The 25,205-nt window shown below is 74.0% G+C and carries 20 protein-coding genes; 11 read left to right on the forward strand and 9 right to left on the reverse strand.

Annotation, left to right across the window (positions count from 1 at the left end; genetic code table 11):
- Window positions 1-14: 14 nt before the first annotated feature.
- Entirely contained in the window at window positions 15-1,799 is a 1,785-nt protein-coding gene (locus AB8O64_RS30120) for an FAD-dependent oxidoreductase (protein WP_370422574.1), read from the reverse strand.
- Between the two features lie 177 nt (window positions 1,800-1,976).
- Between AB8O64_RS30120 and AB8O64_RS30125 the strand changes: the two genes are divergently transcribed.
- Entirely contained in the window at window positions 1,977-2,282 is a 306-nt protein-coding gene (locus AB8O64_RS30125; RefSeq protein ID WP_370422575.1) for a 4a-hydroxytetrahydrobiopterin dehydratase, read from the forward strand.
- 140 nt (window positions 2,283-2,422) lie between these two features.
- Here AB8O64_RS30125 and AB8O64_RS30130 read toward each other — a convergent pair whose 3' ends face one another.
- The 4 genes from AB8O64_RS30130 to AB8O64_RS30145 all read right to left on the reverse strand — a co-directional run bounded on the left by AB8O64_RS30130 (window position 2,423) and on the right by AB8O64_RS30145 (window position 7,781).
- Window positions 2,423-3,793: a deoxyribodipyrimidine photo-lyase gene (locus AB8O64_RS30130; RefSeq protein ID WP_370422576.1), complete on the reverse strand. Its 1,371-nt coding sequence runs from the start codon at window positions 3,791-3,793 to the stop codon at window positions 2,423-2,425.
- 78 nt (window positions 3,794-3,871) lie between these two features.
- Window positions 3,872-4,714: an aldo/keto reductase gene (locus AB8O64_RS30135; protein WP_370422577.1), complete on the reverse strand. Its 843-nt coding sequence runs from the start codon at window positions 4,712-4,714 to the stop codon at window positions 3,872-3,874.
- A 98-nt stretch (window positions 4,715-4,812) separates the two neighbouring features.
- A complete protein-coding gene (locus AB8O64_RS30140; protein WP_370422578.1) occupies window positions 4,813-6,639 on the reverse strand; it encodes a long-chain fatty acid--CoA ligase in 1,827 nt (608 codons plus the stop codon).
- 212 nt (window positions 6,640-6,851) lie between these two features.
- A complete protein-coding gene (locus AB8O64_RS30145; RefSeq protein ID WP_370422579.1) occupies window positions 6,852-7,781 on the reverse strand; it encodes a LysR family transcriptional regulator in 930 nt (309 codons plus the stop codon).
- An 85-nt stretch (window positions 7,782-7,866) separates the two neighbouring features.
- Between AB8O64_RS30145 and AB8O64_RS30150 the strand changes: the two genes are divergently transcribed.
- On the forward strand, window positions 7,867-8,913 hold the full coding sequence (locus AB8O64_RS30150) for a bile acid:sodium symporter family protein (protein WP_370422580.1): 1,047 nt from the start codon (window positions 7,867-7,869) through the stop codon (window positions 8,911-8,913).
- On the opposite strand, the gene AB8O64_RS30155 is transcribed toward AB8O64_RS30150, so the two are convergent.
- The gene (locus tag AB8O64_RS30155) at window positions 8,814-10,757 is read right to left on the reverse strand and encodes an exo-alpha-sialidase (protein ID WP_370422582.1); all 1,944 of its coding nucleotides are present in this window, start codon (window positions 10,755-10,757) and stop codon (window positions 8,814-8,816) included. The genes AB8O64_RS30150 and AB8O64_RS30155 overlap by 100 nt on opposite strands.
- A gap of 136 nt (window positions 10,758-10,893) precedes the next feature.
- Window positions 10,894-11,856: a zinc-binding alcohol dehydrogenase family protein gene (locus AB8O64_RS30160; protein ID WP_370422583.1), complete on the reverse strand. Its 963-nt coding sequence runs from the start codon at window positions 11,854-11,856 to the stop codon at window positions 10,894-10,896.
- 115 nt (window positions 11,857-11,971) lie between these two features.
- Here AB8O64_RS30160 and AB8O64_RS30165 point away from each other — a divergent pair, with 115 nt between their 5' ends.
- The 9 genes from AB8O64_RS30165 to AB8O64_RS30205 all read left to right on the forward strand — a co-directional run bounded on the left by AB8O64_RS30165 (window position 11,972) and on the right by AB8O64_RS30205 (window position 23,186).
- Window positions 11,972-12,421 carry a MarR family winged helix-turn-helix transcriptional regulator gene (locus AB8O64_RS30165; RefSeq protein ID WP_370422584.1) on the forward strand — a complete coding sequence of 150 codons (450 nt, stop codon included), beginning with the start codon at window positions 11,972-11,974 and terminating at the stop codon, window positions 12,419-12,421.
- Window positions 12,422-12,584: 163 nt separating this feature from the next.
- Window positions 12,585-14,822 carry a hypothetical protein gene (locus AB8O64_RS30170; protein WP_370422586.1) on the forward strand — a complete coding sequence of 746 codons (2,238 nt, stop codon included), beginning with the start codon at window positions 12,585-12,587 and terminating at the stop codon, window positions 14,820-14,822.
- Window position 14,823: 1 nt separating this feature from the next.
- Complete coding sequence (locus tag AB8O64_RS30175) at window positions 14,824-16,050, forward strand: hypothetical protein (RefSeq protein WP_370422587.1); 1,227 nt, start codon at window positions 14,824-14,826, stop codon at window positions 16,048-16,050.
- Complete coding sequence (locus AB8O64_RS30180) at window positions 16,047-18,440, forward strand: GTPase-associated protein 1-related protein (protein WP_370422588.1); 2,394 nt, start codon at window positions 16,047-16,049, stop codon at window positions 18,438-18,440. The genes AB8O64_RS30175 and AB8O64_RS30180 overlap by 4 nt, the downstream gene beginning before the upstream one ends.
- Window positions 18,437-20,017 (forward strand): hypothetical protein, encoded by a 1,581-nt coding sequence (locus tag AB8O64_RS30185; protein WP_370422589.1) that lies wholly within the window; start codon window positions 18,437-18,439, stop codon window positions 20,015-20,017. Before AB8O64_RS30180 ends, AB8O64_RS30185 begins: the two co-directional genes overlap by 4 nt.
- A gap of 62 nt (window positions 20,018-20,079) precedes the next feature.
- Entirely contained in the window at window positions 20,080-20,229 is a 150-nt protein-coding gene (locus tag AB8O64_RS30190; protein WP_365374874.1) for a hypothetical protein, read from the forward strand.
- Window positions 20,230-20,260: 31 nt separating this feature from the next.
- Window positions 20,261-20,923, forward strand: coding sequence for a VWA domain-containing protein (locus tag AB8O64_RS30195; protein WP_365374950.1), 663 nt, complete (start codon window positions 20,261-20,263; stop codon window positions 20,921-20,923).
- Between the two features lie 2 nt (window positions 20,924-20,925).
- Window positions 20,926-21,855, forward strand: a complete 930-nt coding sequence (locus AB8O64_RS30200) for a PP2C family serine/threonine-protein phosphatase (protein ID WP_370422591.1) — start codon at window positions 20,926-20,928, stop codon at window positions 21,853-21,855.
- Window positions 21,855-23,186 (forward strand): protein kinase, encoded by a 1,332-nt coding sequence (locus AB8O64_RS30205; protein ID WP_370422592.1) that lies wholly within the window; start codon window positions 21,855-21,857, stop codon window positions 23,184-23,186. The genes AB8O64_RS30200 and AB8O64_RS30205 overlap by 1 nt, the downstream gene beginning before the upstream one ends.
- Window positions 23,187-23,338: 152 nt before the next feature.
- Here the strand turns inward: AB8O64_RS30205 and AB8O64_RS30210 are convergent, their stop codons facing one another.
- Window positions 23,339-23,662 (reverse strand): hypothetical protein, encoded by a 324-nt coding sequence (locus tag AB8O64_RS30210; protein WP_370422593.1) that lies wholly within the window; start codon window positions 23,660-23,662, stop codon window positions 23,339-23,341.
- 39 nt (window positions 23,663-23,701) lie between these two features.
- Complete coding sequence (locus tag AB8O64_RS30215) at window positions 23,702-25,189, reverse strand: hypothetical protein (RefSeq protein WP_370422595.1); 1,488 nt, start codon at window positions 25,187-25,189, stop codon at window positions 23,702-23,704.
- Between the last annotated feature and the right edge of the window lie 16 nt (window positions 25,190-25,205).

Consider the following 25,205-nt stretch of genomic DNA (forward strand, 5'->3'; position numbering starts at 1 on the left):
CCGCCCGCCGGCGGCTACCCCAGGTCGAGGGCGTTGCGCAGCCCCAGCCGGTAGCGCACGTCGTCCTGTGCCTTGAGGAGCTCCAGCTCCGGCGCCCGGTACAGCGGCGTGATCGAACACCGCTCGGCCTTCGAACCCGCCTCCTCCAGCAGGGCGTTGACGGCGGCACGGGCCGCGGCGTTGGCGCCCTCCATGGTCGCCAGGTCGATGTCGGTGGCCACGTAGTCGCCGCACAGGAAGAGATTGGGGATCGCCGTCCGGGCGTCCGGGCGGTTGTACCAGGTGCCGGTGGGGTGGATGAGGAGCTGCTCGTCGTTGGTCGGCCGGGGGCCGCCGATCTCCACCGCCGGGTCGAGGAACCACGAGTGGAGCGTGGCATCGCGCAGGACCGTGCGGCCCGTGTCGTTGAGCCCCGCCTTCATCTGCGCCCACACCTCGCGCGCGACCTCCTCCCGGGTGCACTGCTTGCCCGTCTTGCCGTAGAGGATGCCGGGCTTGTCCCACTCGGATACGTCCACCGACAGACAGTCCACGGCCGCGCCGTCGCCGTAGTCGGCCCCGAAGTCCCGTCCGGACCAGTACTGCGCCTGCCCCACGGAGGTGATCGACCATGGGGAGTCGATGTGGTTGACGTGACCGTGGACGACGGGCGTCGGCTCGGTCAGATAGAACTGAATGCCCGTCATCCAGTCCGTCTGCAGCCGGTCGCAGCGCGCCAGCTTCGGGTCGGCGGCCCGCACCGCCGCGTTCCACGTCGTGCGGGCGTGCTCGACCGGCATCGCCGACACGAAGTGGTCGGCGGTCACCGACTGCCGGGCACCGGACGGGTCCTGGACGACGGCCTCGGTGATCCGGCCGCCCCCGATGCGCAGGTCCCGGACCGACCAGCCGACGCGGAAGGTCACGCCCAGCGACCGCAGATGTGCCACCCACGGGTCGATCCACGCCTCATTGGTCGGCGCGTCGAGGACCCGGTCCGGCTGGCCGTCCGCGCCGCGCCCCAGCGCGTTGAAGAGGAACGCCTCGATGCACGTCGAGACGGTCTTGGTGCTGGCCACCTCCGCCTTCGTCGCCACGATGTTGCGGGTGATGCCGATGGCCAGCAGCCGCTGGTAGTTGGGCGACATCCGCGCGGCCCGGATGAACTCCCACCACGGCACCTTCTCCCAGGCGCCGACCCGCCGCCGCTCGCAGCTGGTGAACCAGACCAGCAGCCGGCCGACGAAGTACAGGACCTCCTGCGGCGGGATGTTCCCGAAGGCGTCGAAGAAACCGGTCAGCGCGCGGCGCAGGGCGTCCGGGGTGAGCAGCGGGGGAGGGGTGCCGACGATGCCGAACGGCAGCCGGATGTCCTCGTGGCCGATCCGGGCCAGCATCACCTCGCTGGAGGCCACGAGATTGTCGTGACAGCCGTTCGCGTTGCCGGGGAAGGGAATGCGCCGCATGGTGTCGGGGAGGTTCTGGTAGAAGCCGGGAAAGAACCGGAAGCCGTGCTCCCCGGGCAGCGGCTTGCGGCCGCCCTTCGCACTGCCCGGCACATCCATGCTGCGCGCCTTGCCGCCCGGTGCCTTCTTCTCGTACACCGTCACCTGGAAGCCGCGCTCGGCGAGTTCGTGCGCGGCCGTCAGCCCGGCCACGCCCCCGCCCAGCACGGCGACGCTCCGCCCGCCCGCCCCGCGCACCGGCCCGCGCCGGGTGGCGGCCACCGCGCGGCTGCCGAGCGCGGCCGGACCGACGCTCGCGGCGACGGCCGCCGCCCCGCCGATGAAGCCTCTGCGTGTGCTGCCCGTACCGCCCATACCGCGACCCCTACCGCCGGTAACATGTCCCGTCCGGCGCAGGAGCATAGAAGCGCCACCTTGTCCCCGGAAGGGTGCAGTCGACTCGCCGTGCGCCCCCTGGCACATTGACGCGAAAGCGCCCCCGCGCCGTGGGACGCTTGGACCACCGGTACTCGCGATGAAGGGGATGCGCCCATGGCAGTCGAACCGCTCTCGCAGAAGGACGTCGAGGACCGCCTCCAGGAACTGCCCGGCTGGACCACCGACGGCGATCGAATCAGCCGTACGTACTCCTTCGAGGGGCACTTCGCGGCGGCGGCGATGGTCGTGCACGTCGCCCAGATCCAGGAGGAGCTGGGCCACCACTCCGATCTGACGCTCGGTTACAACACGGTGTCCCTGACGGTGAACACGCACAGCGCGGGCGGCAAGGTCACCGGCCTCGATGTCGAACTCGCCCGCCGCGTCGAGGCGGTGGCCCCGGGCCACGGGGCCCGCTGACGCGGGGTCGGTGCGTTTGGGCCTCTTCGGCTGCCGGCCGTGTCGGGTCGCACCTCCGCTGCGCGGCGGTGTCCGCAATCGCCGGACGGGCTTTCCGAGCCCGTCCGGCAATGACAGCCCGGAGGGGCCACGTGGCGCGCTCAGTCGATGCCGCGTGCCGCGCGAAAGCGGGCCAGGGCTTCGTCGAGGTCGACGATCGGCTCGGGGTAGGCGTAGCGGGCTCGTTCCGCGGGGCGCAGGCGCCAGGGGTGGTGGATCGACGGGGCCCGCAGGTCCGCCAGTTCCGGCACCCAGCGGCGCACGTACTCCCCGGTCGCATCGAAGCGTTTCGCCTGGGCCAGGGGGTTGAGGACCCGGTTGGGGCGGGTGTCGCTGCCGGTGCCCGCCACCCACTGCCAGTTCAGCTGGTTGTTCGCGACGTCCCCGTCCACCAGCAGGTCCAGGAAGTGCCGGGCGCCGGCCCGCCAGTCGAGGTACAGCGTCTTGGTGAGGAAGCTCGCCGACAGCAGCCGGGCCCGGTTGTGCATCCAGCCCTCGTGCGCGAGCTGCCGCATCGCCGCGTCGACCACCGGGTACCCCGTACGGCCCTCCCGCCACGCGGCCAGCTCCTCGGTGTCCTGGCGCCAGCGGTCGTGCCGGGGGCGGTAGTCGCGCCGGGCCGCGTCGGGGCGGGCCGCGAGGAGCTGGTGGTGGAAGTCCCGCCAGGCCAGCTGGCGTACGAACGCCTCGGCGCCCGCGCCGGCCGTCTGCCGGGCCCGGGTGACCAGCTCCACCGGTGACAGACAGCCGAAATGCAGATACGGGGAGAGCCGGGAGGTCGCGTCCCCGGGCAGGTCGTCGTGCCGGTCGGCGTAGCCCGTCAGACCCGTGCGCAGCCACGCGGTGAGCCGACGGCGGCCCGCCCGCTCGCCGCCCTCCGGCAGCGCCGGGGACGGCTCGCCCCGGGCCAGGGACGCGGCCTCGGGCAGGGGCTCCGAGCGCACCTCGGCCGGCACCGGGACCGCGCGCGGCGCGGCGATCACGGGCCGTGGCGCCTCGGCCGACCAGCGCCGGAAGTACGGGGTGAACACCGCGTAGTGGTCCCGGCCCGTCGGCAGCACCGCACCCGGGGGCACCGCCGTGACCACCGCGTCGTGCACCCGCAGCCCGCGCCCGTCCGCCGCCAGCGCCGCCCGCAGCCGCTCCTCGCGGCGCAGCGCGAAGCCGCTGACACCCCCCGCGACATGGACCTCCCCGGCGCCCGTCTCCGCGGCCACCCGGCAGGTCTCCTCGACCGCGTCGCCCCGGCGGACCACCAGCCGGCCGCCGCGTTCGCGCAGCGCCTCGTCCAGATCGGCGAGGCAGTCCGCCAGGAACGCGGCCCGGTTGGGTACGGCGAAGCCCGCCGCCGCCACTTGTGAGTCGACGACGAACAACGGCACCACCGTGCGTGCCGCACGCAGCGCGCCGGCGAGCACGGGGTGGTCGCGCAGCCGCAGGTCCGAGGTGAACAGGGCGATGGATACGTCCATCCCCCGATTGTGAGCGCCGCGCGCCCTGCCGGCGGGCAGGGCGCGCGGGCCCGTTACGACCCTCGTGGGCCGGGCGGGTCAGCTGAAGTCGAACTCGTCCGGGTCCGGGCCGAGGCGCGTGCCGTTGTCGAGTCCGGCGATCGCGGTGAGGTCCTCGTCGTCCAGCTCGAAGCCGAAGACGTCGATGTTCTCCCGGATGCGGGACGGCGTCACCGACTTCGGAATGGCCACGTTGCCGATCCGGAGGTGCCAGCGCAGCACGACCTGCGCGGCCGTCCTGCCGTGCTTGGCGGCGATCCGGCCGATGACCGGGTCGGCCAGGAGGTCCTTGCCCTGGCCGAGCGGCGACCAGGCCTCGGTGGCGATGCCGTGCCGGGCGTGCAGGGCGCGCAGCTCGGCCTGCTGGAAGTTGGGGTGCAGCTCGATCTGGTTGACCGCGGGGACGACGGACGTCTCGGCGATCACCCGCTCGAGGTGCGCGGGCTGGAAGTTCGAGACGCCGACGGCCTTCGCGCGCCCGCTCTCGGCGATCTCCGCGAAGGTGCGGACGATCGTCAGGTAGTCGTCGCGCACGGCCCGCGGCCAGTGGATGAGGTACAGGTCCACGTAGTCCAGGCCGAGCTTCGCCAGGGAGGCGTCGAACTCGCGCAGAACGCTCTCTCGCGTCCATGTCTCGGACGCGCTGTTCCACAGCTTGGTCGTGACGAACAGCTCGTCACGTGCGATGCCCGAGGCGGCGAGAGCCTTTCCCGTACCCACCTCGTTCTCGTAGATCGCGGCGGTGTCGATGCTGCGGTATCCGGCGGCCAGGGCCTCGGAGACGGCGGCGGTGGCCTCGTCGTCCGGGACCTGCCACACGCCGAAGCCCAGCTGGGGCATCTCGACGCCGTTGTTGAGGGTGATGGAAGGGACCTTGCTCACGAGCAGTCGATCCTTACGTCAGGGGGTGCTTACCTCATGGTCAACCGGCACCTGCCCCGATCGCATTCCCATTACACCCATCTCGTTTCCCCCGCTTCTCAGCCGCGGTACAGCGCCTCCACCTCCCGTGCGTAGGCCTTCTCGATGGCCTTCCGCTTCAGCTTCAGCGACGGGGTCAGCAGCCCGCGCTCCTCGGTGAACCGGGCGCCCAGTATCCGGAACGTACGGATGGACTCGGACTGCGAGACGAGGGTGTTGGCGGCCACCACCGCCCGCCGGACCTCGGCCTCCAGCTCCGGGTCCCGCACCAGGTCGCCCGGCGGCGGCGCCGGCTTCCCGCGGATGGCCAGCCAGTGCGCCACCGCGTCCGGATCGAGGGTGACGAGAGCGGCGAGATAGGGGCGGTCGTTGCCGACGACCACGCACCGGTCGACCAGCGGATGCGACCGCACCCGCTCCTCCAGCGGCAGCGGCGACACGCTCCGCCCGCTGGACGTCACCAGGATCTCCTTCTTCCGCCCGGTGATCGTCAGATAGCCGTCCGCGTCCAGCTCGCCGACGTCACCGGTGGCGAGCCAGCCGCCGCGCAGCACGGCGTCGGTGGCCTTCCGGTCGCTCAGATAGCCGCTGAAGACCTGACCGCCGCGCAGCCAGATCTCCCCGTCCTCCGCGATGTGCACGGTCGTCCCCGGCACGGGCTGCCCCACGGTCCCGAACCGGGTCCGCTCGGGCGGATTGGCGGTCGCGGCCCCGGTCGTCTCGGTCAGCCCGTACCCCTCGAAGACCGTGATCCCCGCGCCCGCGAAGAACAGCCCCAGCCGCCGCTCCATCGCCGAGCCGCCCGACATGGCGTGCCGCACCCTGCCGCCCAGCGCGTCGCGCACCTTGGCGTAGACGAGCCGGTCGTAGAGCTGGTGCTGTACCCGCAGCCCGGCGGACGGCCCCGGCCCGGTGCCGAACGCCTTGTGCTCCAGCGCCTCCGCGTACCGCACCGCCACATCGACGGCCTTGTCGAACGGCCCGGCCTTGCCGTCGTTCTCCGCGGCCCGCCGGGCGGCGGCGAAGACGTTCTCGAAGACGTAGGGGACGGCGAGGACGAACGTCGGACGGAAGGCGCGCAGATCGGGCAGCAGCGCGGCGGCCGTCGCCTGCGGCTGGTGGCCCAGCTTGACCCGGCCGCGCACCGCCGCGACCTGCACCATCCGCCCGAAGACATGGGCGAGCGGAAGGAACAGCAGTGTGGCCGCCTCGTCGCCCGGCCGGGAGTGGAAGACCCGCTCGTAGCGCCGGACGATGTTGTCGGACTCGGCCATGAAGTTGGCGTGGGTCAGGACACAGCCCTTCGGCCGCCCGGTGGTGCCCGAGGTGTAGATGACCGTCGCCGGTGTGGTGGGGGTGAGCGCCATGCGGTGCCGGTGCACCACCTCGTCGTCGACCCGCTCCCCGGCCGCGCCGAGCTCCTCGACGGCCCCCGCGTCCAACTGCCACAGCCGGGTGAGGTGCGGAAGCCGGTCGACGACCGAGCCGACGGTCATCGCGTGGTCCTCGTGCTCGACGACACACGCGGTGACGCCCGCGTCGTGCAGCATCCAGAAGACCTGCTCGGCGGAGGAGGAGGCGTACAGCGGAACGGGCTGGGCGCCGATCGTCCACAGCGCGAAGTCGAAGAGCGTCCACTCGTACCGCGTGCGGGACATGATGGCCACCCGGTCACCGAACCGGACCCCCCGCGCGAGCAGCCCCTTCGCCAGCGCCATGACCTCGTCGCGGAACGCGGCCGCGGTCACGTCCTGCCACCGGCCGTCCGCCGCCTTGCGGCCGAGGGCGACCCGCTCCGGGTCCTCCTCGGCGTGGGAGAACACGACGTCCGCCAGTCCTCCGACGTGGGGCGCCGTCGCCAGCGGTGGGACGGTGAACTCGCGCAACTACTCGCTCCTTGTGACGCTCCGCACAGCGCCGTGACCGTACCCGGTCGGGAACCGGCCCGAACCCCTTTCCTACCGCTTGATGCCCGGCGCCCGGCCGGATCCGCACGGAATCTCCGCGCCGGGCGCACCGGCACTCCTTCTGCGCACAACAGGCCTGGACCACACCCGGTGGCAGGCCTGGACCAGGCATCGGGAACCCTGGGGCCGGCTCACCCCGGGCCCGGGGCGAAACCGTCCGGGCCCGGGGTGAGCCCCGGGCCCGGGGCGAAACCGTCCGGGCCGTGCAGCCGGTCGCCGCCCGCGAGGATCGCCTCCGCGAGCGCCTCCGCGGGACCCCGCGCCGCGCCGCCCCGCGCGGTGCCGTGCAGCAGCACCATGTCGACGGCGCCCAGCTCCGGCAGCCCCGCCCGGGCCGGGATCCGCACCAGTCCCGGCGGGATCATGCCCCGCGCGTGCGCCATCACCCCCAGCCCGGCGCGGGCCGCCGCGACCAGGCCGTTGAGGCTGCCGCTCGTACACGTCACCCGCCAGGCGCGGCCGTCACGCTCCAGCGCCTCCAGGGCCCGCGCCCGGGTCACCGCGGGCGGCGGGTAGACCACCAGCGGCAGCGGCCGACCGGCGTCCAGGCGCAGTCGCTCGGCGCCGATCCACACCAGCTTGTCCCGCCACACCAGCCGCCCCCGCGGTCCGTCCGGACGACGCTTGGCGAGCACCAGGTCGAGCCGCCCGGCCGCGAGATGCTCGTGCAGCGTGCCGGACAACTCCACCGTCAGCTCCAGATCGACCTCGGGATGCTCGCGGCGGAAGCCCTCCAGGATCTCCGGCAGCCGCGTCGACACGAAGTCCTCCGACGCCCCGAACCGCAGCCGCCCGCGCAGCCGGGTCCCCGCGAACCAGCTCGCGGCCCGCTCGTTCGCCTCCAGGATCGTCCCCGCGAAGCCGAGCATCGCCTCGCCGTCCTCCGTCAGCCGCACGCTGTGCGTGTCACGGACGAACAACTGCCGGCCCGCCGCGTCCTCCAGTCGGCGCACCTGCTGACTGACCGTCGACTGCCGCAGACCGAGGCGGTGGGCGGCCTGGGTGAAGCTCAGCGTCTGGGCGACGGTGAGGAAGGTGCGCAACTGCGTCGGATCGAACATGGCCCGAGGCTATCGCCGACCGTGATAACAGTCAGTGCGGTGAACGGGGTTCCCGATGAGCCACGCCGGGGGCAGGGTGGAGGTCATGCGACGCCCCACCTTCCTCTCCCGTCTCCCCGTGGACCCGTACCTCGCGGCCCTGCTCGGCACGGTCGCGCTCGCCGCGCTGCTGCCCGCCCGGGGCGCGGCCGCGGGCGTCGCCGACGGCGCGTCCACGGGCGCGGTCGCCCTGCTGTTCTTCCTCTACGGGGCCCGGCTCTCCACCCGCGAGGCGATGGACGGCATGCGGCACTGGCGACTGCACCTGACGGTCCTCACCGCCACGTTCGTGCTCTTCCCGCTGCTCGGCCTCGCCTCCCGGGGCCTCGTGCCGTACGTCCTGACGCCGGAACTGCAGACCGGACTGCTCTTCCTGTGCCTGGTGCCCTCCACCATCCAGTCCTCGATCGCCTTCACCTCCCTCGCGCGCGGCAATGTGGCGGCCGCGGTCTGCGCGGGCTCGTTCTCCAGCATCGTGGGCATCGTCCTCACCCCGCTGCTGGCGGCCCTGCTGCTGGGCGGCAGCGGCGGCTTCTCGCCGCGCTCACTGGTGTCGATCGTGGGTCAGCTGCTCCTGCCGTTCCTGGCGGGGCAACTGCTGCGACGCCGGGTCGGCGGCTTCCTCGCCCGCCACGGCAGGGCGCTGGGCTACGTCGACCGGGGGTCGATCCTCCTCGTCGTCTACGCGGCGTTCAGCCAGGGGATGGTGAGGGGGGTGTGGCACCAGGTGACACCTCTGCGGCTGCTCGCGCTCGTCGGGGTGGAGGCCGTGCTGCTGGCCGTGATGCTCACCCTCACCGGCCACGGCTCGCGGTGGCTCGGCTTCGGCCGCGAGGACCGGACAGCGATCGTCTTCTGCGGCTCGAAGAAGAGCCTCGCCGCCGGGCTCCCGATGGCGGGCGTCCTCTTCGGCGCCCACGCGAGCCTCGCGGTCCTGCCGCTGATGCTCTTCCACCAGATGCAGCTGATGGTCTGCGCGGTATTGGCGAAGAACTATGCGAAGTCCAGCGGCAGCCGCAGAACCGCGTCGCCGGTCGCCGCGTCCGTCCTCTCCGGCACGCCCAGCTCGTCGTCCGACAGCGCCCGCCGATAGACCCGTACCTCGTCCAGGTCCCCGGTCAGATGCGACCGGCTGTCCGGCTTCTGCCCCAGATGCACCCCGAAGGTCGATGTGCGGCTGACCGTTCCCGGTACATCGGGTACGGACGTTTCGACGCCGTCGACGGTGAGCGTGAGGAGTCCGTCCGCGCGGCGCAGCGCCGCGTGGTGCCACTGCCCGTCGTGGTAGGCGCCGGTTGCCCGGACCGTGGCGGTCCTCGACGGGCCCCGGCCGACGATGCCGGTGATCTGCCCGGTGATCCGCCGCGCGCCCGGCTCGCCGCGCAGCGCTACCTGCGGGGCCCCGCCGACCCCGCCCATCCACAGCAGCGGCTGCTCGCCCCGGGTGGCGGTGGAGCGGAACCACAGCGAGGCCGTGAAGTCCCCGTCGCCCAGCGGCAGGGAGGCACGGTGGGGGAGGCGCACCGCGTCGTCCACGCCGTCGAAGGCGAGCGCCCCGCCGAACCGGCCGCCGACCGGCCGGGCCCCGCCCAGCACGTAGGCCCCCCGCGCGCCCGGGGCGTGGTCCGGGGTCGTGGGACCGGGGCCGCGGCGCGGGCCGAGCCAGTCCTCGGTGAAGCGGGCGAAGCGCATCTCGTCGCGGGCGTCGGCCCTGCCGGCCTCGTAGAGCAGCCCGGTGGTGGCCCGGCCGACGACCGTCATGTCGGAGTAGCCGGACCAGTCGGCGGTCACCGCCCGGCCGCGGTCGACGCCTTCCCAGGTGCGGCCCTGGTCGTACGAGGAGCGGATGGTCATCGTGCGGCGGCGGTCGGGGTCGGCGGGCGCGGAGAGCAGCCAGCGGCCGGACGGCAGCGGCAGGACGGTCCCCTGGACCATGGGGGTGTACAGGTCGGGAACGGCCCGGAAGGGCGCGGCGAAGTGCCCGCCCCCGTCACGGCTGACGGCGTGGTCGCGGTTGCCGAGATCCGTGCCGTCCTGCTCCCGCCCGCCCACGTACACGGTGCCGCCGGAGCCGGATCCTGAGCGGTCGTCGGACTCGGTCCGCTCCGCGAGGGTCAGCTCGGACGGCTTCTGCCGGTACGTGCCGTCGGGGCGGATCCGGTGGGTGTCCACCGCGCCGAGCCGCCAGTGCGCACCGGAGTCGTCGCTGTAGGCGAGCGCCGCGTGGTTCGCGGTGGGCCGGGTGCCGTCATGGCTCTCGGCGTTGATCCCGACGATCAGCCGGCCCCGGTGCCGCCCGCGCGTGAGCTGGATGCCGTGGCCCGGCCCGGTCGCGTACCAGGAGTTCCAGCCGCGCGGCCGGAGCGTCGCGCTCAGGTCGCGCGGCCGCGACCAGGTCAGACCGTCGTCGTCGCTGTACTGGAGATGGGGGGTGCGCTCGCAGGGCGTATCGCAGTTCCCGGCGTCCGGGCGGCCCTTGTTGTACGTGGTGGCCAGCACGATCCGGCCGGTGCGCCGGTCGACGACGGGCGCCGGGTTGCCGTGCGTGTCGCCGTGCCCGGCGTCGACGACACGCAGCGGGCCCCAGGTGCGGCCGCCGTCGGTGGAACGCTTGAGGACGACGTCGATGTCGGTGGCGTCCCCGCAGTTGTGCCTGCGGCCCTCGGCGAAGGCGAGAAGCGTGCCGCGCACGGTGGTGACGAGCGCGGGAATGCGATAGCAGGCGTAGCCCGGGTCCTGCGCGGCCTTGAACAGCACGCGCTCCTCGAAACCGGTACGGGCCACGGCGGCGGGGTCTGTGGCGGGGCTCTCCAGCGCCGTGGCCGGTGGCTGGGGGAGGAGGGCGAGTACGGTGCCCGCGAGCACGGCGGCGGTGACCCGCCGTACAGCGGTGCGTCTGAGGGTGCGCGGGGGCTGTGCCGGAGGAAGCGGCGCCATGGCCCGTCCCTTTCGCGTCGAGGCACGTCATGACATGTCGTGACACGGTGGACCGGACGTCCCACACAACCCATGTCCGGTGGGCCGAACGTACGTGGCGGCTCCTCACCCCACAAGCGCCATGAGCCGAATGCGCTCACACGGGTCGCAGGACCACCTTCCCCCGGTTGGTGCGGGACTCGATGATCGCGTGCGCCGTGGCCGCCTCCTCCAGCGGCAGTTCGACGTGGACGTGCGGCCGCAGCCCCCCGGCGGTGAACAGTCCCCACAGCTCCTGCCGCCACCGCTCCATCAGCGCGGGGCGATGGCGGGCGACGAGCGCCATCTGGAAGCCGATGGCGGACTTGGCGCCCACCAGCAGGTCGTACGCCTCGATGGTCCCGCCGCCCGAGCTGTACGCCACCAGCCGGCCGCCCGGTACCAGCGAGGCGACGGCGGGGGAGAGCAGCTCGCCGCCGACCGCGTCCAGGGCGATGTCCACGGGTTCGAAGGGCATCGTGGCCGCTTTGGGGCCGCCGGGGGTGGGGAGTTCGTCGTAGGTCACGACCTCGTCCGCCCCCAGCGACCGTACGAAGTCCGCCTTCGCGGCCGAGCCGACGGCGGCCACGACCCGCCCGGCGCCACGCGCCTTCGCGAGCTGCACGGCGAGGTGCCCGGCGCCGCTCGCGGCCGCTGTCACCAGCACCGACTCGCCCTCGGCCGGGCGGGCGGCCTCGTAGGCGCCGAGGGCGACCAGCCCGCAGCGCACGAGCGCGACCGCGTCGGTGGCGCTCGCACCCTCGGGGACGGGTGAGGCCATGGCGGAGTGGAGGAGGGAGTAGTCGGCGTAGCCGTCGCCGAAGCACAGGCCCGTGACGCGCTCGCCGACCGCGAAGCCGGTCACGTCCGGGCCGACGGCGACGATCTCCCCGGCGACCTCGCCGCCCAGGCTCGCGGGGAGCGGCAGACCACCGCCGCGGACCTTGCGGACCACCGGCAGGGTGACGCCGATCGCCTCGGTGCGCAGCAGCAGTTCGCCGGGGCCCGGCCGCGGTACGTCGGTCTGCTCGACGCGCAGGACCTCGGGGCCGCCGTTCTCGTGATACCGGACGCGACGCATGGGTTTCCTCCACCTCCGCGGATGTCGTTGGCGGCACCAACGATACGAGAATTCATGGGTGAGGCCAATGGTTTTTCGTGGGGGTCCCCAATGATTCGGTGGATAGGGTGCCGCCATGACAGAGAACGAGCCCGCCCTCACCCGGATCCGCTCCCTGCCCAGCTGGCTGCTGGGCCGCGCCTCCGCACGCGGCCGCCGCCTCGTGGGCGAGGCGCTGGCCCGCGAGGGCATGCGCATGCCGCACCACGCGGTGCTGTCCGCCGTCGCCGACCTCGGGCCGGTGGCCCAGGCCGAACTCGGCCGCACCACCGGCTTCGACCCCAAGGACATGGTCGGCATCCTCAACGACCTCCAGGCCGACGACCTCGTCACCCGTACTCCCGACCCGGACGACCGCCGTAAGAACGCGATCACCATCACCCCCGAGGGCCGCAGGCGTCTCACCCGGCTCGCGAAACTGGGCGACGAGGCGAACGAGGCACTGCTCGCCCCGCTCACCCCCGCCGAGCGGGAACAGTTCCTCACCCTGCTGACCCGGGTGGTGGAGGCCGAGGGTCAGGCCTGACCTTCCCCGCCCTCCCGCCCGCCCTTTCTTCGAAAGCCCGGGCGAGAGCCCCCGGGATCTGGTGGGATGTCACTTCGCACGGAACGGGGCGCGGGGCACGGGGGCGAGAGCAATGGGTCGGGACTTCGGGGATCTCCTCGGGCTGCCACAAGCCCTGCCGGACATGCCGCTTTCCCCTCTCGTACCCGGCTGGGCCGAACTCCGCACCGCCGAACGGGCGGCGGGCTTCCGGCATGCCGCCGACGCGCTGCTGCCGCCCGGCAGCACCCGCGCCACCCCCGGCGCGTACTTCCAGATCCTGGACGGGCTGCGCGTGCCCGGCCGCGGCGGACGCCGCAGACACGTCGACCGCGCCCTGCTGGCCGAGGTCCGTGACGCGGCCCTGCGCGCGGGCGCCCCGGAGCCGGTGCGCGCCCTCTTCGCCCGCTACGACGCCGCCCTCGCCGAGCACCCGATGGGGCTGCGCCGGGTCGTCCTGTACCAACTCCTCCACCTGCTGCGCGACACCCCGCGCGGCCCCAGTGTCGAGGCGGCGACGGCCCTCGGTGTCGACCCCGCCGAAGCCGCGGCCCTCGCCCACGCCGCCCGCCGCGCCGCGCGGCCCACGCCCGCCGCCCGCACGGCGGCGGAGACCCTGGTCGACGTCTGGCGTGCCGGGCACACCCGGCGGGCCCACGCCCTCACCCGGCAGTTACCCGCCCCGGCCGGCGATCAGCGCCTCGCCCACCTCGTGACCCGCGTCGCGTCCCGGGCCCGCCGCACCGACGCCCTGCTCCAGGAAGCCCACGCCCTGGAACGCCGCGTGGCCACGGACGCGGCGGCCGACCACTATCTGCGCGCCCTGCGTACCGCCGAGGACGACACCGACGCCCTGCACGGCCTCCTGCGCACCTGCCGCCCCACCGTTCTGCGCGCCGAGGTCCGGCAGGACGGCGTACGGCTGCGCTGGCCCACCGACCCCCAACAGCCCCCGGAGGGCCGCACCTGGCGGCTCCTGCGCGGCGCGGCGGGGCGCGACGAGTGGGCGGAAGTCACCACCGCCGCGCCCACCGGCGGCGGCGACATCGTCGACGGGGTCGCGCCGCTCGGCGAACGCGTCCGCTACGCCGCCCTGCCGCTCGACGGCGGCCGGATCGCGGGAAGACCGCTCGTCAGCGCCGAGGTCCTCGTCGCACCCGAGGTGTCGGACGTGACGCTGACCGACGGCCGGGCCCGCGTCGACGCCCGGTGGCGGACCCCGCCGGGCACCCACCGGGTCACCGTCCTGCGGACCGGCCCCGACCCGGCGGCCACCGATGTGCCCGCAGGCCCGCACGGGTTCACCGACCAGGGCCTGCCGCCCGGCGAGCACCGCTACCGGATCCACTGCGTCTACCGCACGGCCGCGGGCCGGGAGGTCCGGTCCCCGGGGGTGCCCGCCCACCGCACCGTCCACCCGTGGCCCGACCCCGTGACCGGCCTGACCGTACGCCAGGGCGACACCCCCGGCGTCCTGACCGTCGACTGGACCGGCGGAGCCCGTGGCCAGGTGCGGCTCCTCGACTGGCCCGGGCCGCCCCCCGCGCCCGGCGAGGACCTGCGCACCCCCGCCGCCGACCTGCCACCCGAGCCGGCCTGGCCCCCGTGCGGAGCACCCCGGGCGGGGAGCGCCGCGTACCGTCCGCCGGCCGGTGCCACCACCCGCCTCACCGCCGTCACCGTCCTCGGCGACCGGGCCGTCGCGGGCCCCAGCGTGCGCGTCGACGTGCCCGAAGGCGTGCCGGAGCTCACGGCCCGCCGCGTCGAGCCCACCCGCGCCCGGCTGACCTTCGACTGGCCGCGCGCCACGGACCGCGTCCTCGTCCGCTGGTGGCAGTCGGGCGCGACGCACGAGCGGCGGCTGACCCGCAGCGCCTATCTCCGCGAGGGCCTCCACCTCGCGATCACCCGCGCGGCCGCACGGTTTCGCGTCGAACCGCTCGCGGTCGCCGACGCGGACGTCGTCGTCCCGCCCGCCGCCGCCGAGACCGCGCTCCCCGCCGACGTGGCCATAAGCTACGCGCTCGACCGCCCCGGCTTCCTCACCGCCCGCCGCCGCGTCACCGTCCGGGCCGACACCCCCGAGCCCGCCGGTCCCGTCGGCGAAGCCGCCCCCGAACTGCCGGAGTTCGTGCTCGTCGCCCGCGCGGGCAGCGCTCCCCGCCAGGCACCGGCCCCGCCGCGCACCGTGCGGGACGGCACGCCCGTACTGCGCCTGAGCGGCGCGGAGTTGCTCGCCGGGCCCGTGCGGCGCGACCTCGACACCGCGGTGGCCGACGCGGGAGTCCGCCGCCCGTATACCCTGCGAGCCTTCCTGACCGGGCCGCACGCCCCCGCCGTACGACTCGAAGAACCCCCGCACAACGACCTGGTGGTGCGCTGACATGACGACCGTCATCTGTCCCTACTGCTTCACCCGAGGCCAGTCCGGCCGGCTGGGCTACCGCTGCCTGATGTCCGCCTCCGGCATCCGCGGCGGCACCAAGTGCGACCCCGAACGCGACGATGTCTGGGCCCAGTTCAAAGGCACCTCCGTCGCCCCGCAGGCCCGGATGCGCGGCCCCGTCTTCGACCCGCCGCGGGCCTTCCGCCTCGGCGCCAAGCGGGCCGACTGCCCGGGCTGCGGCGTCGCCACCCCCGTACGGGTCTGCCGGCAGTGCCACAGCGACCTGCCCAGCGACTACTGCGACCAGGACAGCCGCATCATCGCCCTGGTGGGCGCCAAGGCCACCGGGAAGAGCACCTACGTCGCCGTGCTCGTCAACGAGCTGAGACACCGCGTCGGCGGCGCCTACCGGGCGTCGCTGGCCGCGATGGGGAGCGACACCCAGCGCCGCGACCGGGACATGGCCGCCGAACTCTACGAACGGCTCCAGCTCCCCGAAGCCACCAGACCCGCCGCGCTGGGCTTCAACGACCCGCTGCTGTACCGGCTGAGCGTGCCCCACCGCGGCCGGTTCGGCGAAAGCAGCCGGCACACCGCCCTCGTCTTCTTCGACGCCGCCGGCGAGGACCTGCGCAACGCCGAGGCCATGGACCGCTACACCGCCTACCTCGCCGCCGCCGACGGCATCATCCTGCTGGTCGACCCGCTGCAGATGGCGCCCGTCAGGGAAGAGCTGGGCGGCACCGGCGGGCCGCCCCTGCCGCCGGTGGAGACCGCGCCCCAGCAGATCGCCGCCGACGTCGCCGCCCAACTGCGCGGCCACGGCCGCTCCGGCTCCCGCGGCCGCCTGTCCACCCCCATCGCCGTGGCGCTCACCAAGACGGACATGCTGCGCCCGCTGCTCTCCCCCCGGTCGCCGCTGCACCACAACGCCCCGCACCACGGCGGCGCCCTGGACGAGGCCGAGCGCCCCGTCGTCCACGAAGAGGTGCGCTCGCTGCTGGAGGGCTGGGACGGCGGGGCGCTGTGCCGGCAGCTCGACAGCGACTTCTCCGACGTCGCCCTCTTCGGCCTCTCCGCGCTCGGCGCCCCGCCACCGGCCGACGCCCCCGCCGACGCCCCCAAATCGGGCCCCCAGCCCACCCGCGTGGAGGACCCCCTGCTGTGGCTGCTGGCCCGCCGCGGCCTGCTGCCCGTCCGCAAGGCCAAGAAGGGAGCCGCGTGAACCTGCCGCAGCTGCACTACACCTCCGCCGCCCCCGGCCCGGACGGCTCCGGATTCCGCTTCACCGCTGTCAGCGCCGCCCTGCCCACCGCGCTGCTGGGGGAGGTCGAGCAACTGGTGGGCTACGAACCCCCGCGCGACGCCCCCGGCCGCCCGACCCGCGACGAACTCGCCGTGTTCCCCGTCGCGTTCAGCCACAGCACGCTCTCCGACGGCAGCCGACTGCTGTGCCGGACCGTCTACACCGGCACCGACTACAGCGGCCGTTACGGAAACTTCCACGCCCACGCCGTCCGCCTGCCCGAGGACGGCTCCCTGCCCGGCGGACTGCTGCCCATCGAGGCGTGGGAGTCACCGTCGTGGAGCGACCGCACCCCCGAGGAGCGCCACCCCGGCCCGCTCACGACCCTCACCCCCGCCCGGCGGGTCGACCGCGCCGGGCTGATCCGCTTCTGCCGCGCCCGCGCCGACCGGCTCGAACCCTTCCTCGCCGACGTACGAGCCCTGCTGCGCACCCCCGACGCCCCGCAACTCCTCGTCGTCGAACGCGACACCGCCGACACCGCGCACTGGATCGCCGTCGCCAGCGCCGTCCTGCCCCGCGACCGGGCCGACCGGCTCACCTTCACCACCTACACCCGCCGGCCCCAGCTCGCCCGCCAGCAGATCGTCGGCACCCTCCCGGACGCCGACTTCGACCTCGCCGGGGCCGCCGCCGACCACCGCTACCGCGTCCACGACTGCGCCGGAGGCCACTCCAGCCCCGCCCGCCGGGAGCCGGACCCCTGGGCGGCCGTCGCCGCCCGCGTCTGGCTGGCCGACCGGCCCGAACTCTTCGCCGAGGCGGCCCGGACCGGCCCCGGCCCAGGTCACGACACCGGCCCCGACGCCGGGCTGCTGGCCGTCCTCGCGGCCCGCGCAGGCATCGCCCTCGACGCCACCGGGCGCACCGCCGCGGCCCGCGCGGCCCACGAGCACACCGGGGCCGACGACACCCTCTGGCCGCCGCTGCTCACCACCCTCGCCGCCGGCGGCACGGACCGCACCCCCGAGGAATGGACGGCACTCGCCGGGCTCGCCGAGGAATTCTCCCGGCTGGCCGACGACACGGCCACCGCCCCCCTCAGGGGCGATCTGCACGACGCACTCGACCGGGCGGCGGCCGACCCCGACAGCCCCCTCGGTCCGCTCCTCGCCCTGCTCGGCCTCGCCGACGCGCTCCGCGCCGACCCCGCCACCGCCCTGCCCGCCCTCACCGCCCGCCTCACCACCGCCCTGCTGGACGGCACCACCGAGGACCGCCGAGCCGTGCGCACCGCCCTCGCCCCGCACGGCACCCTCACCGCCACCGTGCTCGACACCCTCGACCAGCACGCCGCGACCGGTGACCCGGCACGTGTCTGCCATGCCCTCACCGAACTGCCCGACGTGGACCTCACCGACCACCCCCACCTCAGGATGGCCCGCGAGTTCGGCGCCCTGACAGCCGACGGCCGGCTGCGACCCGACCGTCCGGCCCTGCTCGACGCGCTCATGAAGGCCGCCGGCGCCGAGCACCGGGCCGAACCGTCCGTCCTGCGCGCCGCCTTCCGCCTCGTCCAGGGCGAACGCCCCCTGAGCCCGGTCGAGGCGGGCACCCTGCTCGCACTGCTCCCCGCGGCCTGGCACCGCGCGGCGGGCCTCGACGAGGTGTTCATCCGGGCCGCCCTGGACAGCGCCCCCGACGACCGGGAGGCACCCGACCTCGCCAAGGCCCTGCTCGCCCACTGCGCGAGCGATCTCGCCCCCCGGCAGCGGGCCGCGCTGCTCCTCCTCGAACTGGCCGGAGAGCTGACCACCGGCGAGGCCCAGCCGGGCTTCACCGAACGGGCACTCGCCGTACGACCCCAGGCGGCCCCGCTCGAACCCGGCATCGACAAACGCCTCGGCACGGCCCTCGCCGACCGGCTGCTGGCCGAACGACAGCCCCCCGGCGAACTGCGGGCCCTCGTCGGCTCCGGCGACGAGTCGCTGCTGCGCGCCTACGCCGAGCGGGCCCGCGGCGACGGCGTCGGCAGCGCGCTGCGCCGCTCCCCGTCGTACGCGGCCGCCTGCTTCGTCGCCTGGCACACCGCCTCCGGAGCCGACCCGCTGTGGGAGCGGACCCGCACCGAACTGCTGGCCTCCGTGCTGAAGCCCGTGGTGCGCCGGATGCCCGCCGAGGACGTCGACGCCCTCCTGGAGGCCCTGCGACGACGCGGAGGCGGCTGGGCCGAGGCCTTCGGGGACTGGCACCGGCCCGGCGTGCTCGGCCGGTTCGGCGGCCGCTGGCGCGGCCGCGGCGGCCGGGCACCCGGGCCCGCCTACGGGCCGGGAGACATCGAGCGCCCCGGAGAGGAGCCCGGCCGATGACCTACTTACTGAGCGGGCCGTTCCAACTGTGCGTACTCGCCGTCTTCCTGCGCACCGCCCCGGAGTTCCTCTGGCGCGCTCTCAGCACCACCGGCCGCTGCCTGGGGCCGTGGCAGCCCGGCGCCCCCGACCCGCGCGTCGAGCGGCCCGGCACGACGGGCGAACCGGCCCACTTCTCGTACTGGTTCCGCCAGGTGTGGAAGGACATCGGTTCCGCCGCGCGCAGCGGCACCCGCGCCGTCGAACACACCCTGACCAAGGAGTGGTTCGGCCGGATCACGCGCAATCTGCTGCGCGGCTGCCGCCCGAGCGGCTCCCGGGGGGTGAACGGCTTCACCCGCTGCGTCCTGTGGCTGACCGGCCTGGGTGTCGCCGTCGGCGCGGCCCTCGCCGCGGTCTGCACCGCCGGACTGTTCGCCGTCATACTGCTGACGCTCGCCCTGCTGGTCGCCGTGGTGTGCGCGGCCCTCGCCGCGACCGCCCTCGCCGTGCGGGCCGTGGAAAGAGCCGGACTGCTCGCCCGCGGTGTCCGCATGAAGTGCCCCTACCCCGGCTGTTACCGGCCGATCGCCCTGCCGGTCTACCACTGCCCGGACTGCGGCGCCTCCCACGCACGCCTGCGCCCGGGCCGCTTCGGCGCGCTGTGGCGGATCTGCGCGTGCGGCCGGAAGCTCGCCACCAGCCTCCCGGCCGGCCGTGACGCGCTGACCGGGCACTGCCCGCACTGCGCCGAGCGGCTGCCCCGGAAGCTGGCCGCCGCGCGGATCGTCCACGTGCCGATCGTCGGCGGCACGTCTTCGGGCAAGACGATGCTGCTGGCGGCCATGGTCGCCGGGCTGCGCTCCTGGGACCGGCGCGGGTCGCTGGAGGTGGAGTTCGCCACCGTCGAGGACGCGCGGGAGCTCGACGCGCTCGACCGGCAGCTGGCCGGCGACGGCTTCGCCCACGCCACCACCGCCCGGCAGCCGCGGGCCTTCATGCTCCGGGTCTCCCGCGGACGGCGCCGCCGGCTGCTGTATCTGTACGACCCGATGGGCGAGACGCTGCGGGACGCGAGGACGGTCCGCGAACAGCAGTACCTCGCGCACGCCACCGGGGTCGTCATGGTCGTGGACGCGCTGGCCGAACCCGGGGTGCGCGCCCGGCTGGGCGGCGACGACGCGCCGCGTGCGGTCTCCGCCCGCCCCTCCCCGGAGGGCCCCACCGCCACCTACGACCGGCTGGCGGGGGAGATGCAGGCACTGACCGGCCGGCGCCGGCGCACCCCCGTCGCCACAGTGGTGACCAAACGGGACGTCCTCGACCAGCTGGTCTCCCTGCCCGTGCCCGGCCCGCGGATCGACTCCTGGCTGGAGAGCGTCGGCCTGGGCAATCTGGTCCGCGGTCTCGACCACAGCTTCGGCCGCACCCGCTACTGGGCGGTCAGCGCCCACGCCGCCACGGGAGCGGACGCGCAGAGCGGCGAACAGCGCCGGGCGGCCGAACCGGTCCTCTGGCTGCTGTCACAAACGGGACTTCCCGTAGGGAAGTTGCTCGCGGCCGAGGTCGCCGAGGCCCGTGGGGCGGGAAAACGCTGACGGGCCGCACAGACCCGGTTAGTGTCGACGCTGTCCCCGAACGACGAGGGAGACCACCCCAGGTGACACCCGCTTCCACCCACGCACCCACCGGGGTGCCCACCCACACCGCGCGGCAACGCCGCGTCGTACTGGGTCTGTTCGTCGCCGCGTCCGCAATGGTGGGTGGCGCGGCCGTGGTTATCGTCCTGCTCATGCTGAACGGAGGGTGATGTCGACGTGAGCGACATTCCCGGAGGCCCGATGGAGAACCGTCCGGTTCACTTCATCTGGATCCTCGACTGCTCGTACTCCATGTCCGGGGAGAAGATCGGGCAGCTCAACTACGCGATCCGGGAAGCGATCCCGGAGATGCGGTCGGTGGCGCACGACAACCCGGCGGCCCAGCTGCTGGTGCGGGTCATGACCTTCTCCACCACGGCACAGTGGCACACGCCCGTCCCCGTCTCCATCGACGACTTCACCTGGCAGGACGTCCAGGTCGACGGCGGCACCAACCTGGGCGCGGCGCTCAGCCTGGCCGCCCGCGAGCTGGAGACGCCGCCCATGCCGCAGCGGGCGCTCAAGCCCGTGCTGGCCCTGGTGTCGGACGGCCAGCCCCTCGACGAGTGGCGGACGGGCCTCAAGGCCATCGACGCGACGCCCTGGGGCAAGAAGGCCGTACGCGTGGCCATCGCCATCGGCCAGGACGCCGACCGGGGCGTCCTGCAGGAATTCCTCGGCAACCCCGAGCTGCCCGTGCTCGACGCGAACAGCCCCAAGCAGCTGGCGGCGGCGATCCGCTGGGCCTCGACCGCCGCGGTGAAGGCGGCCTCGCAGCCCGTCGCCGGCGGCCTCACCAAGGCACCCGGGCCCGCGTTCGCGCCGCCCACGCTCGACGACGACGATGACGACGCCGTGTGGTGAGCGTGCCGCACTGGGAAATCCTGCGGGGCAGCGTCCAGGGCCCCGCCAAGGTCCGCAATCAGGACTGGTACGACACCGACGCCCCGGCTGACGACATCCTCGTCCTCGCCGTCGCCGACGGGCACGGCTCGGCCGCCTACACCCGCAGCCACCTCGGCTCGCGGTTCGCCGTCGACGTCTTCATCCGGTGCGGCCGGGCGTTCGCCGAGCGGGCGCGGGCGCCCGAGGACCTCCGCCGGCTGCGTCACGCGGCCGGCCACTGGCTGCCCCGGGAGATCGTGCGCGACTGGCAGGAAGAGGTCCGCCGGCACCTGCGCGACCATCCGCCGGCCGACGCGTCCGACGACAGCGGGGCCTTCCGCCCGTACGGCACGACGCTGCTCGGCGCCGTCCTCGTGCCCGGCCTCTTCGCCGCCTGGCAGCTCGGGGACGGCGACCTCATGGTCGTCGAGGCCGACGGCTCGATCGGCGCGCCGCTCGCCCCGGCCGAGCCGGAACTCGGGGACGAGACGGAGTCGCTGTGCGCCCCCCGGGCGTGGGAGCTGATGCGGGTGCACTGGGCGCCCGTCGCGGACCCCGACCGGATGCCGCGCTGCGTCACCCTCTCCACGGACGGGCTGTCGAAGAGCTTCGCGGCCCAGGAGGGGTTCGTCCAGTTCGTCCGCGAGCTGGGCGAACGGCTGGACACCGTGGGAGCCGAAGAGATCCGCGAGGCCCTGCCGGGCTGGCTCGCGCACGCGGGAAAGTACTCGGGCGACGACACCACCGTGGTCGCCGCCTGGCGGCCACCGGCGGTCAGCGGGGACATGAGCACGGCCCAGAGCGGTGACCCGCGGGAGCGGCTCCGACAGGATCCGACGCCCCCGCACGCCGCACCGCCGGAGAGCGCACCTCCGCAGGACGCACCACACCATCGGGAAACGGAGAATTGATGTCCGGCATGCTCGACAACGGCGCCCGGCTCACCATCGACGACGGCCACGAAGCCGTGGTGACCGGGATGCTGGGCGCCGGCGGCCAGGGCGAGGTCTACCGCGTCTCGACCGACCAGGGCGAGAAGGCGCTCAAGTGGTACTACCCGGCCTGCGCCACGGCGGAACAGCGCAAGATCGTCGAGGAGCTCGTCGGCCGGGACTTCGACGACGACCGTTTCCTGTGGCCCCAGTCGTTCGTCACCGGCCGGGGCGACGGCTTCGGCTACCTCATGGACGTACGCCCCGACCGCTTCAAGGGCCTGCCCGCGCTGTTCCGCCGCCGGCTGCGCACCTCCCCCCAGGCGCTCGTCACCGCCGGTCTGCACATGGTCGAGGCGTACCAGACGCTGCACTCCCGGGGCATCGCCTACCGCGACATCTCCTGGGGCAACATCTTCTTCGACCCCACCACCGGCGACGTCCTGGTCTGCGACAACGACAACGCGGTGGTCGAGGGCGAGGCGAGCGGCATCTCCGGCACGATGGAGTTCATGGCCCCCGAGCTCGTCCGCGGCGACAGCGGCGCCATCCCCGGCACCCAGACGGACCTGCACTCCCTGTCCGTCCTGCTCTTCATGCTGCTGATGAACCACCACCCGCTCAAGGGCAAGGCGGAGCTCGCCATCCGCTGCCTGGACGAGGCCGCCGAACGCAAGCTCTACGGCAAGAGCCCGCTGTTCATCTTCGACCCCGACGACAGCCGCAACGCCCCCGACCCCACCGAGCAGGGCACCGTCCTCGCCACCTGGGCCGCCGCACCCCCGGCCCTGCGGAAGCTCTTCATCCAGAACTTCACCGAGGGCCTGCGCGACGCCTCCCGGCGGGTGCGCGAATCCCAATGGCGGGACGCCCTGAGCGAGGTGCGCGACACGATCGTCGTCTGCGCGTCCTGCGGCCGTCAGAACATGACTGAGCCCCGCTCGGCCACCGCCCGCGCCTGCTGGTCCTGCGGACGGACCCTGCTGCTGCCGCCGCGGCTGGTCATCACCACGCCGCCACCGCGTACCGAACGGCACGTCCGCCTCGGCCACGCCGCCCGGCTCCACGCCCACCATGTGCGGGCCGAGCCGCCCCGGCACGACTACACCGACGCCACCCTGGTGGCCGAGTTGGTCGAACACCCCAGGAAGCCGGGCAAGTTCGGCCTGGCCAACCGCTCGGACACCGCATGGACGGCACGCCGCACCGACGGCACCTCGCAGTCGGTGGCCCCCGGCCAGACCCTCCCCCTGCGCTCCGGGCTCACGGTGAACCTCGCGGGCGCGGAAGCGGTGGTACGGGCGGATTAGGGCTTTACAGGCGGGCCTCCGGGCCACTGGACGGGCTTGATGGGGCTGAGCCCGATCAAGCCCGTCCGGCGTTTGAGGACGCGCCCGCAGGGCGCCCGCCGCCGCAGGCGGCAAAACTGCCTTCAGCCGAAGGTCCGCCGGCCAGGCGAGTGTCACATCCCCAAGGCGCGCCCCAGCTCCTGGGCCAGGGTGAACGATCCGCTCCCGGCCGCGGCCCCCGTCGAGATCAGCTCCAGCCACTCCCGAAGCCGCCCCCGGTCGGCGGGCCGCCCCTCCTCGTCCGCCCGCACCAGCTCGCCCCGCAGCAGCTCCGCCTCACCGGCCAGCGCCGGGCTCTCGGCGCGCAACTGCCGCACCAAGTCCCCGGCCAGCCGCAGGGCTTCGGCGGGCGACTGGCCGTGGTGCACCACGATCTTCCCGTTGTCGCCGTAGTTGCCCGGCCCCGAGATATTGCCGTGGAAGTTGTACGTACTCATCGAATCCCTCCAAATGGCTGTGCAGGGTGCTCGTCCGGCTCAGGGGTGCGCGCCGCCGCCCTGCTGCTGGCCCGCGCCCTGCTGCTGCCCGTACGCGTTGATCTGACCGTGGTTGCCGAAGTTGCTCGGGCCCGTGATGTCGCCCGAGATGTTGTACGTCTGGGTGGTGATGACCTGCTGGGCGCGGTCGAAGTCACCGGTGTCGACGTTGTGGTCGCGGAGGAAGCGCTCCGTGGCGATCAGCACACCCTGCTGGAGCCGCTGGAAGATGTCCTGCGCGTCCGTGCGCTCCGAGTGGCCCATGGCGTTCCAGTCCGAGGCCCGCTCCCGCAGGCTGTTCAACGCCCCGTAGTCGTAGGCGGCGTGGTACTTGGTGATCTGCCGGCGCACCTTCTCCAGATCCCGTTCGTGCTGGTGCAAGGCCCTCCGCCGGTCCCGCGCCCGGCCCGGGGCGCCGCACATGGCGCGCAGCGGGTTGGAGGACGGCTCCCGCACGACGGCCCACCACTGCTCGAAACCGCCCAACGGCAGATACGCCACCGCGTGGAACCGGGACTTCGTCGGCGCCAGCACATACGCGGCCACCTCCCACGACAGCCTCGGATCCAGCAGCCGCGCCCGCAGATGCATCGACACCACCACATTGCCGCCCTCGCCCACCATCTCCAGGCTCAGATACGCGCGCATCCCCGCCCCGGACCGCACCACGGCGGACTGCACCAGCGGCGGGGGGATGCGGGGGAGGGGGCGCTTGAGGGGATCGGGCAGCAGGTCCGCACCGAGGTGCGGCACGTTCAACCCGCGGATGTAGAGCCGGTTCTGGGCGCGCAACCGTTCCAGGCCGACGATGTTCGCCATCTCCTTCGCCACATAGGTGTGGAGACTGACGGCGTCGAACGGCTTGATGGTCAGTTTCCCGCCGGATGGCGAATCGGCGGGCCGCCCCACGTCGATCGGCGCCCACACCACCTCTTTGATCTTCTGCCCGCTGCCGACGAAGGGGTTGGCGTACTCCGCCTCCGTGTCGTACGGCACGACGTTGGCCCGGCGCAGCGCCTTGAGATAGTCCTCGGTCTCCCGCGGCGCGGGAGGCGCCAGCTTCTCGGGCTCGGCGCTGCCCCGGTAGACCTCCAACGCGGCCCGGCGCGCCTGGAACGCGGCCCGGCACGCCACCACCCACGCGGCCACCACGACCGCGAGCAGCGCGAGGAGGAAACCGACGGCGGCCGGCGTGGAGCCGTTGCCCAGCGAGACGGAGATCCCCAGGACCGCGGCCAGCGCCCCGGCCAGCAGCAGCGACAGCGTACGGTCCCGGGCCACGGCCCGCCCCCGGGCCGCCAGCGCGTGCCGTACGAGGGCGACGAGGTTGATGCCCAGCGGCAGCCCCACGGCCTTGAGCCGGTCCGCCGTGAACTCGAACAGCACCTCGTCGGTGAAGTCCTCGTCGATGTGCGTCGTGGCACACATCCGGCGCGTCACCGCGTCGACGCGGTACTGCGGTAACGGCGGCAACTGCCGTGGTGCCATGTGTCGTCCCCCCACT

Origin of the sequence: Streptomyces sp. QH1-20 (assembly GCF_041283565.1) — a bacterium.
Lineage (GTDB): Bacteria > Actinomycetota > Actinomycetes > Streptomycetales > Streptomycetaceae > Streptomyces > Streptomyces syringius.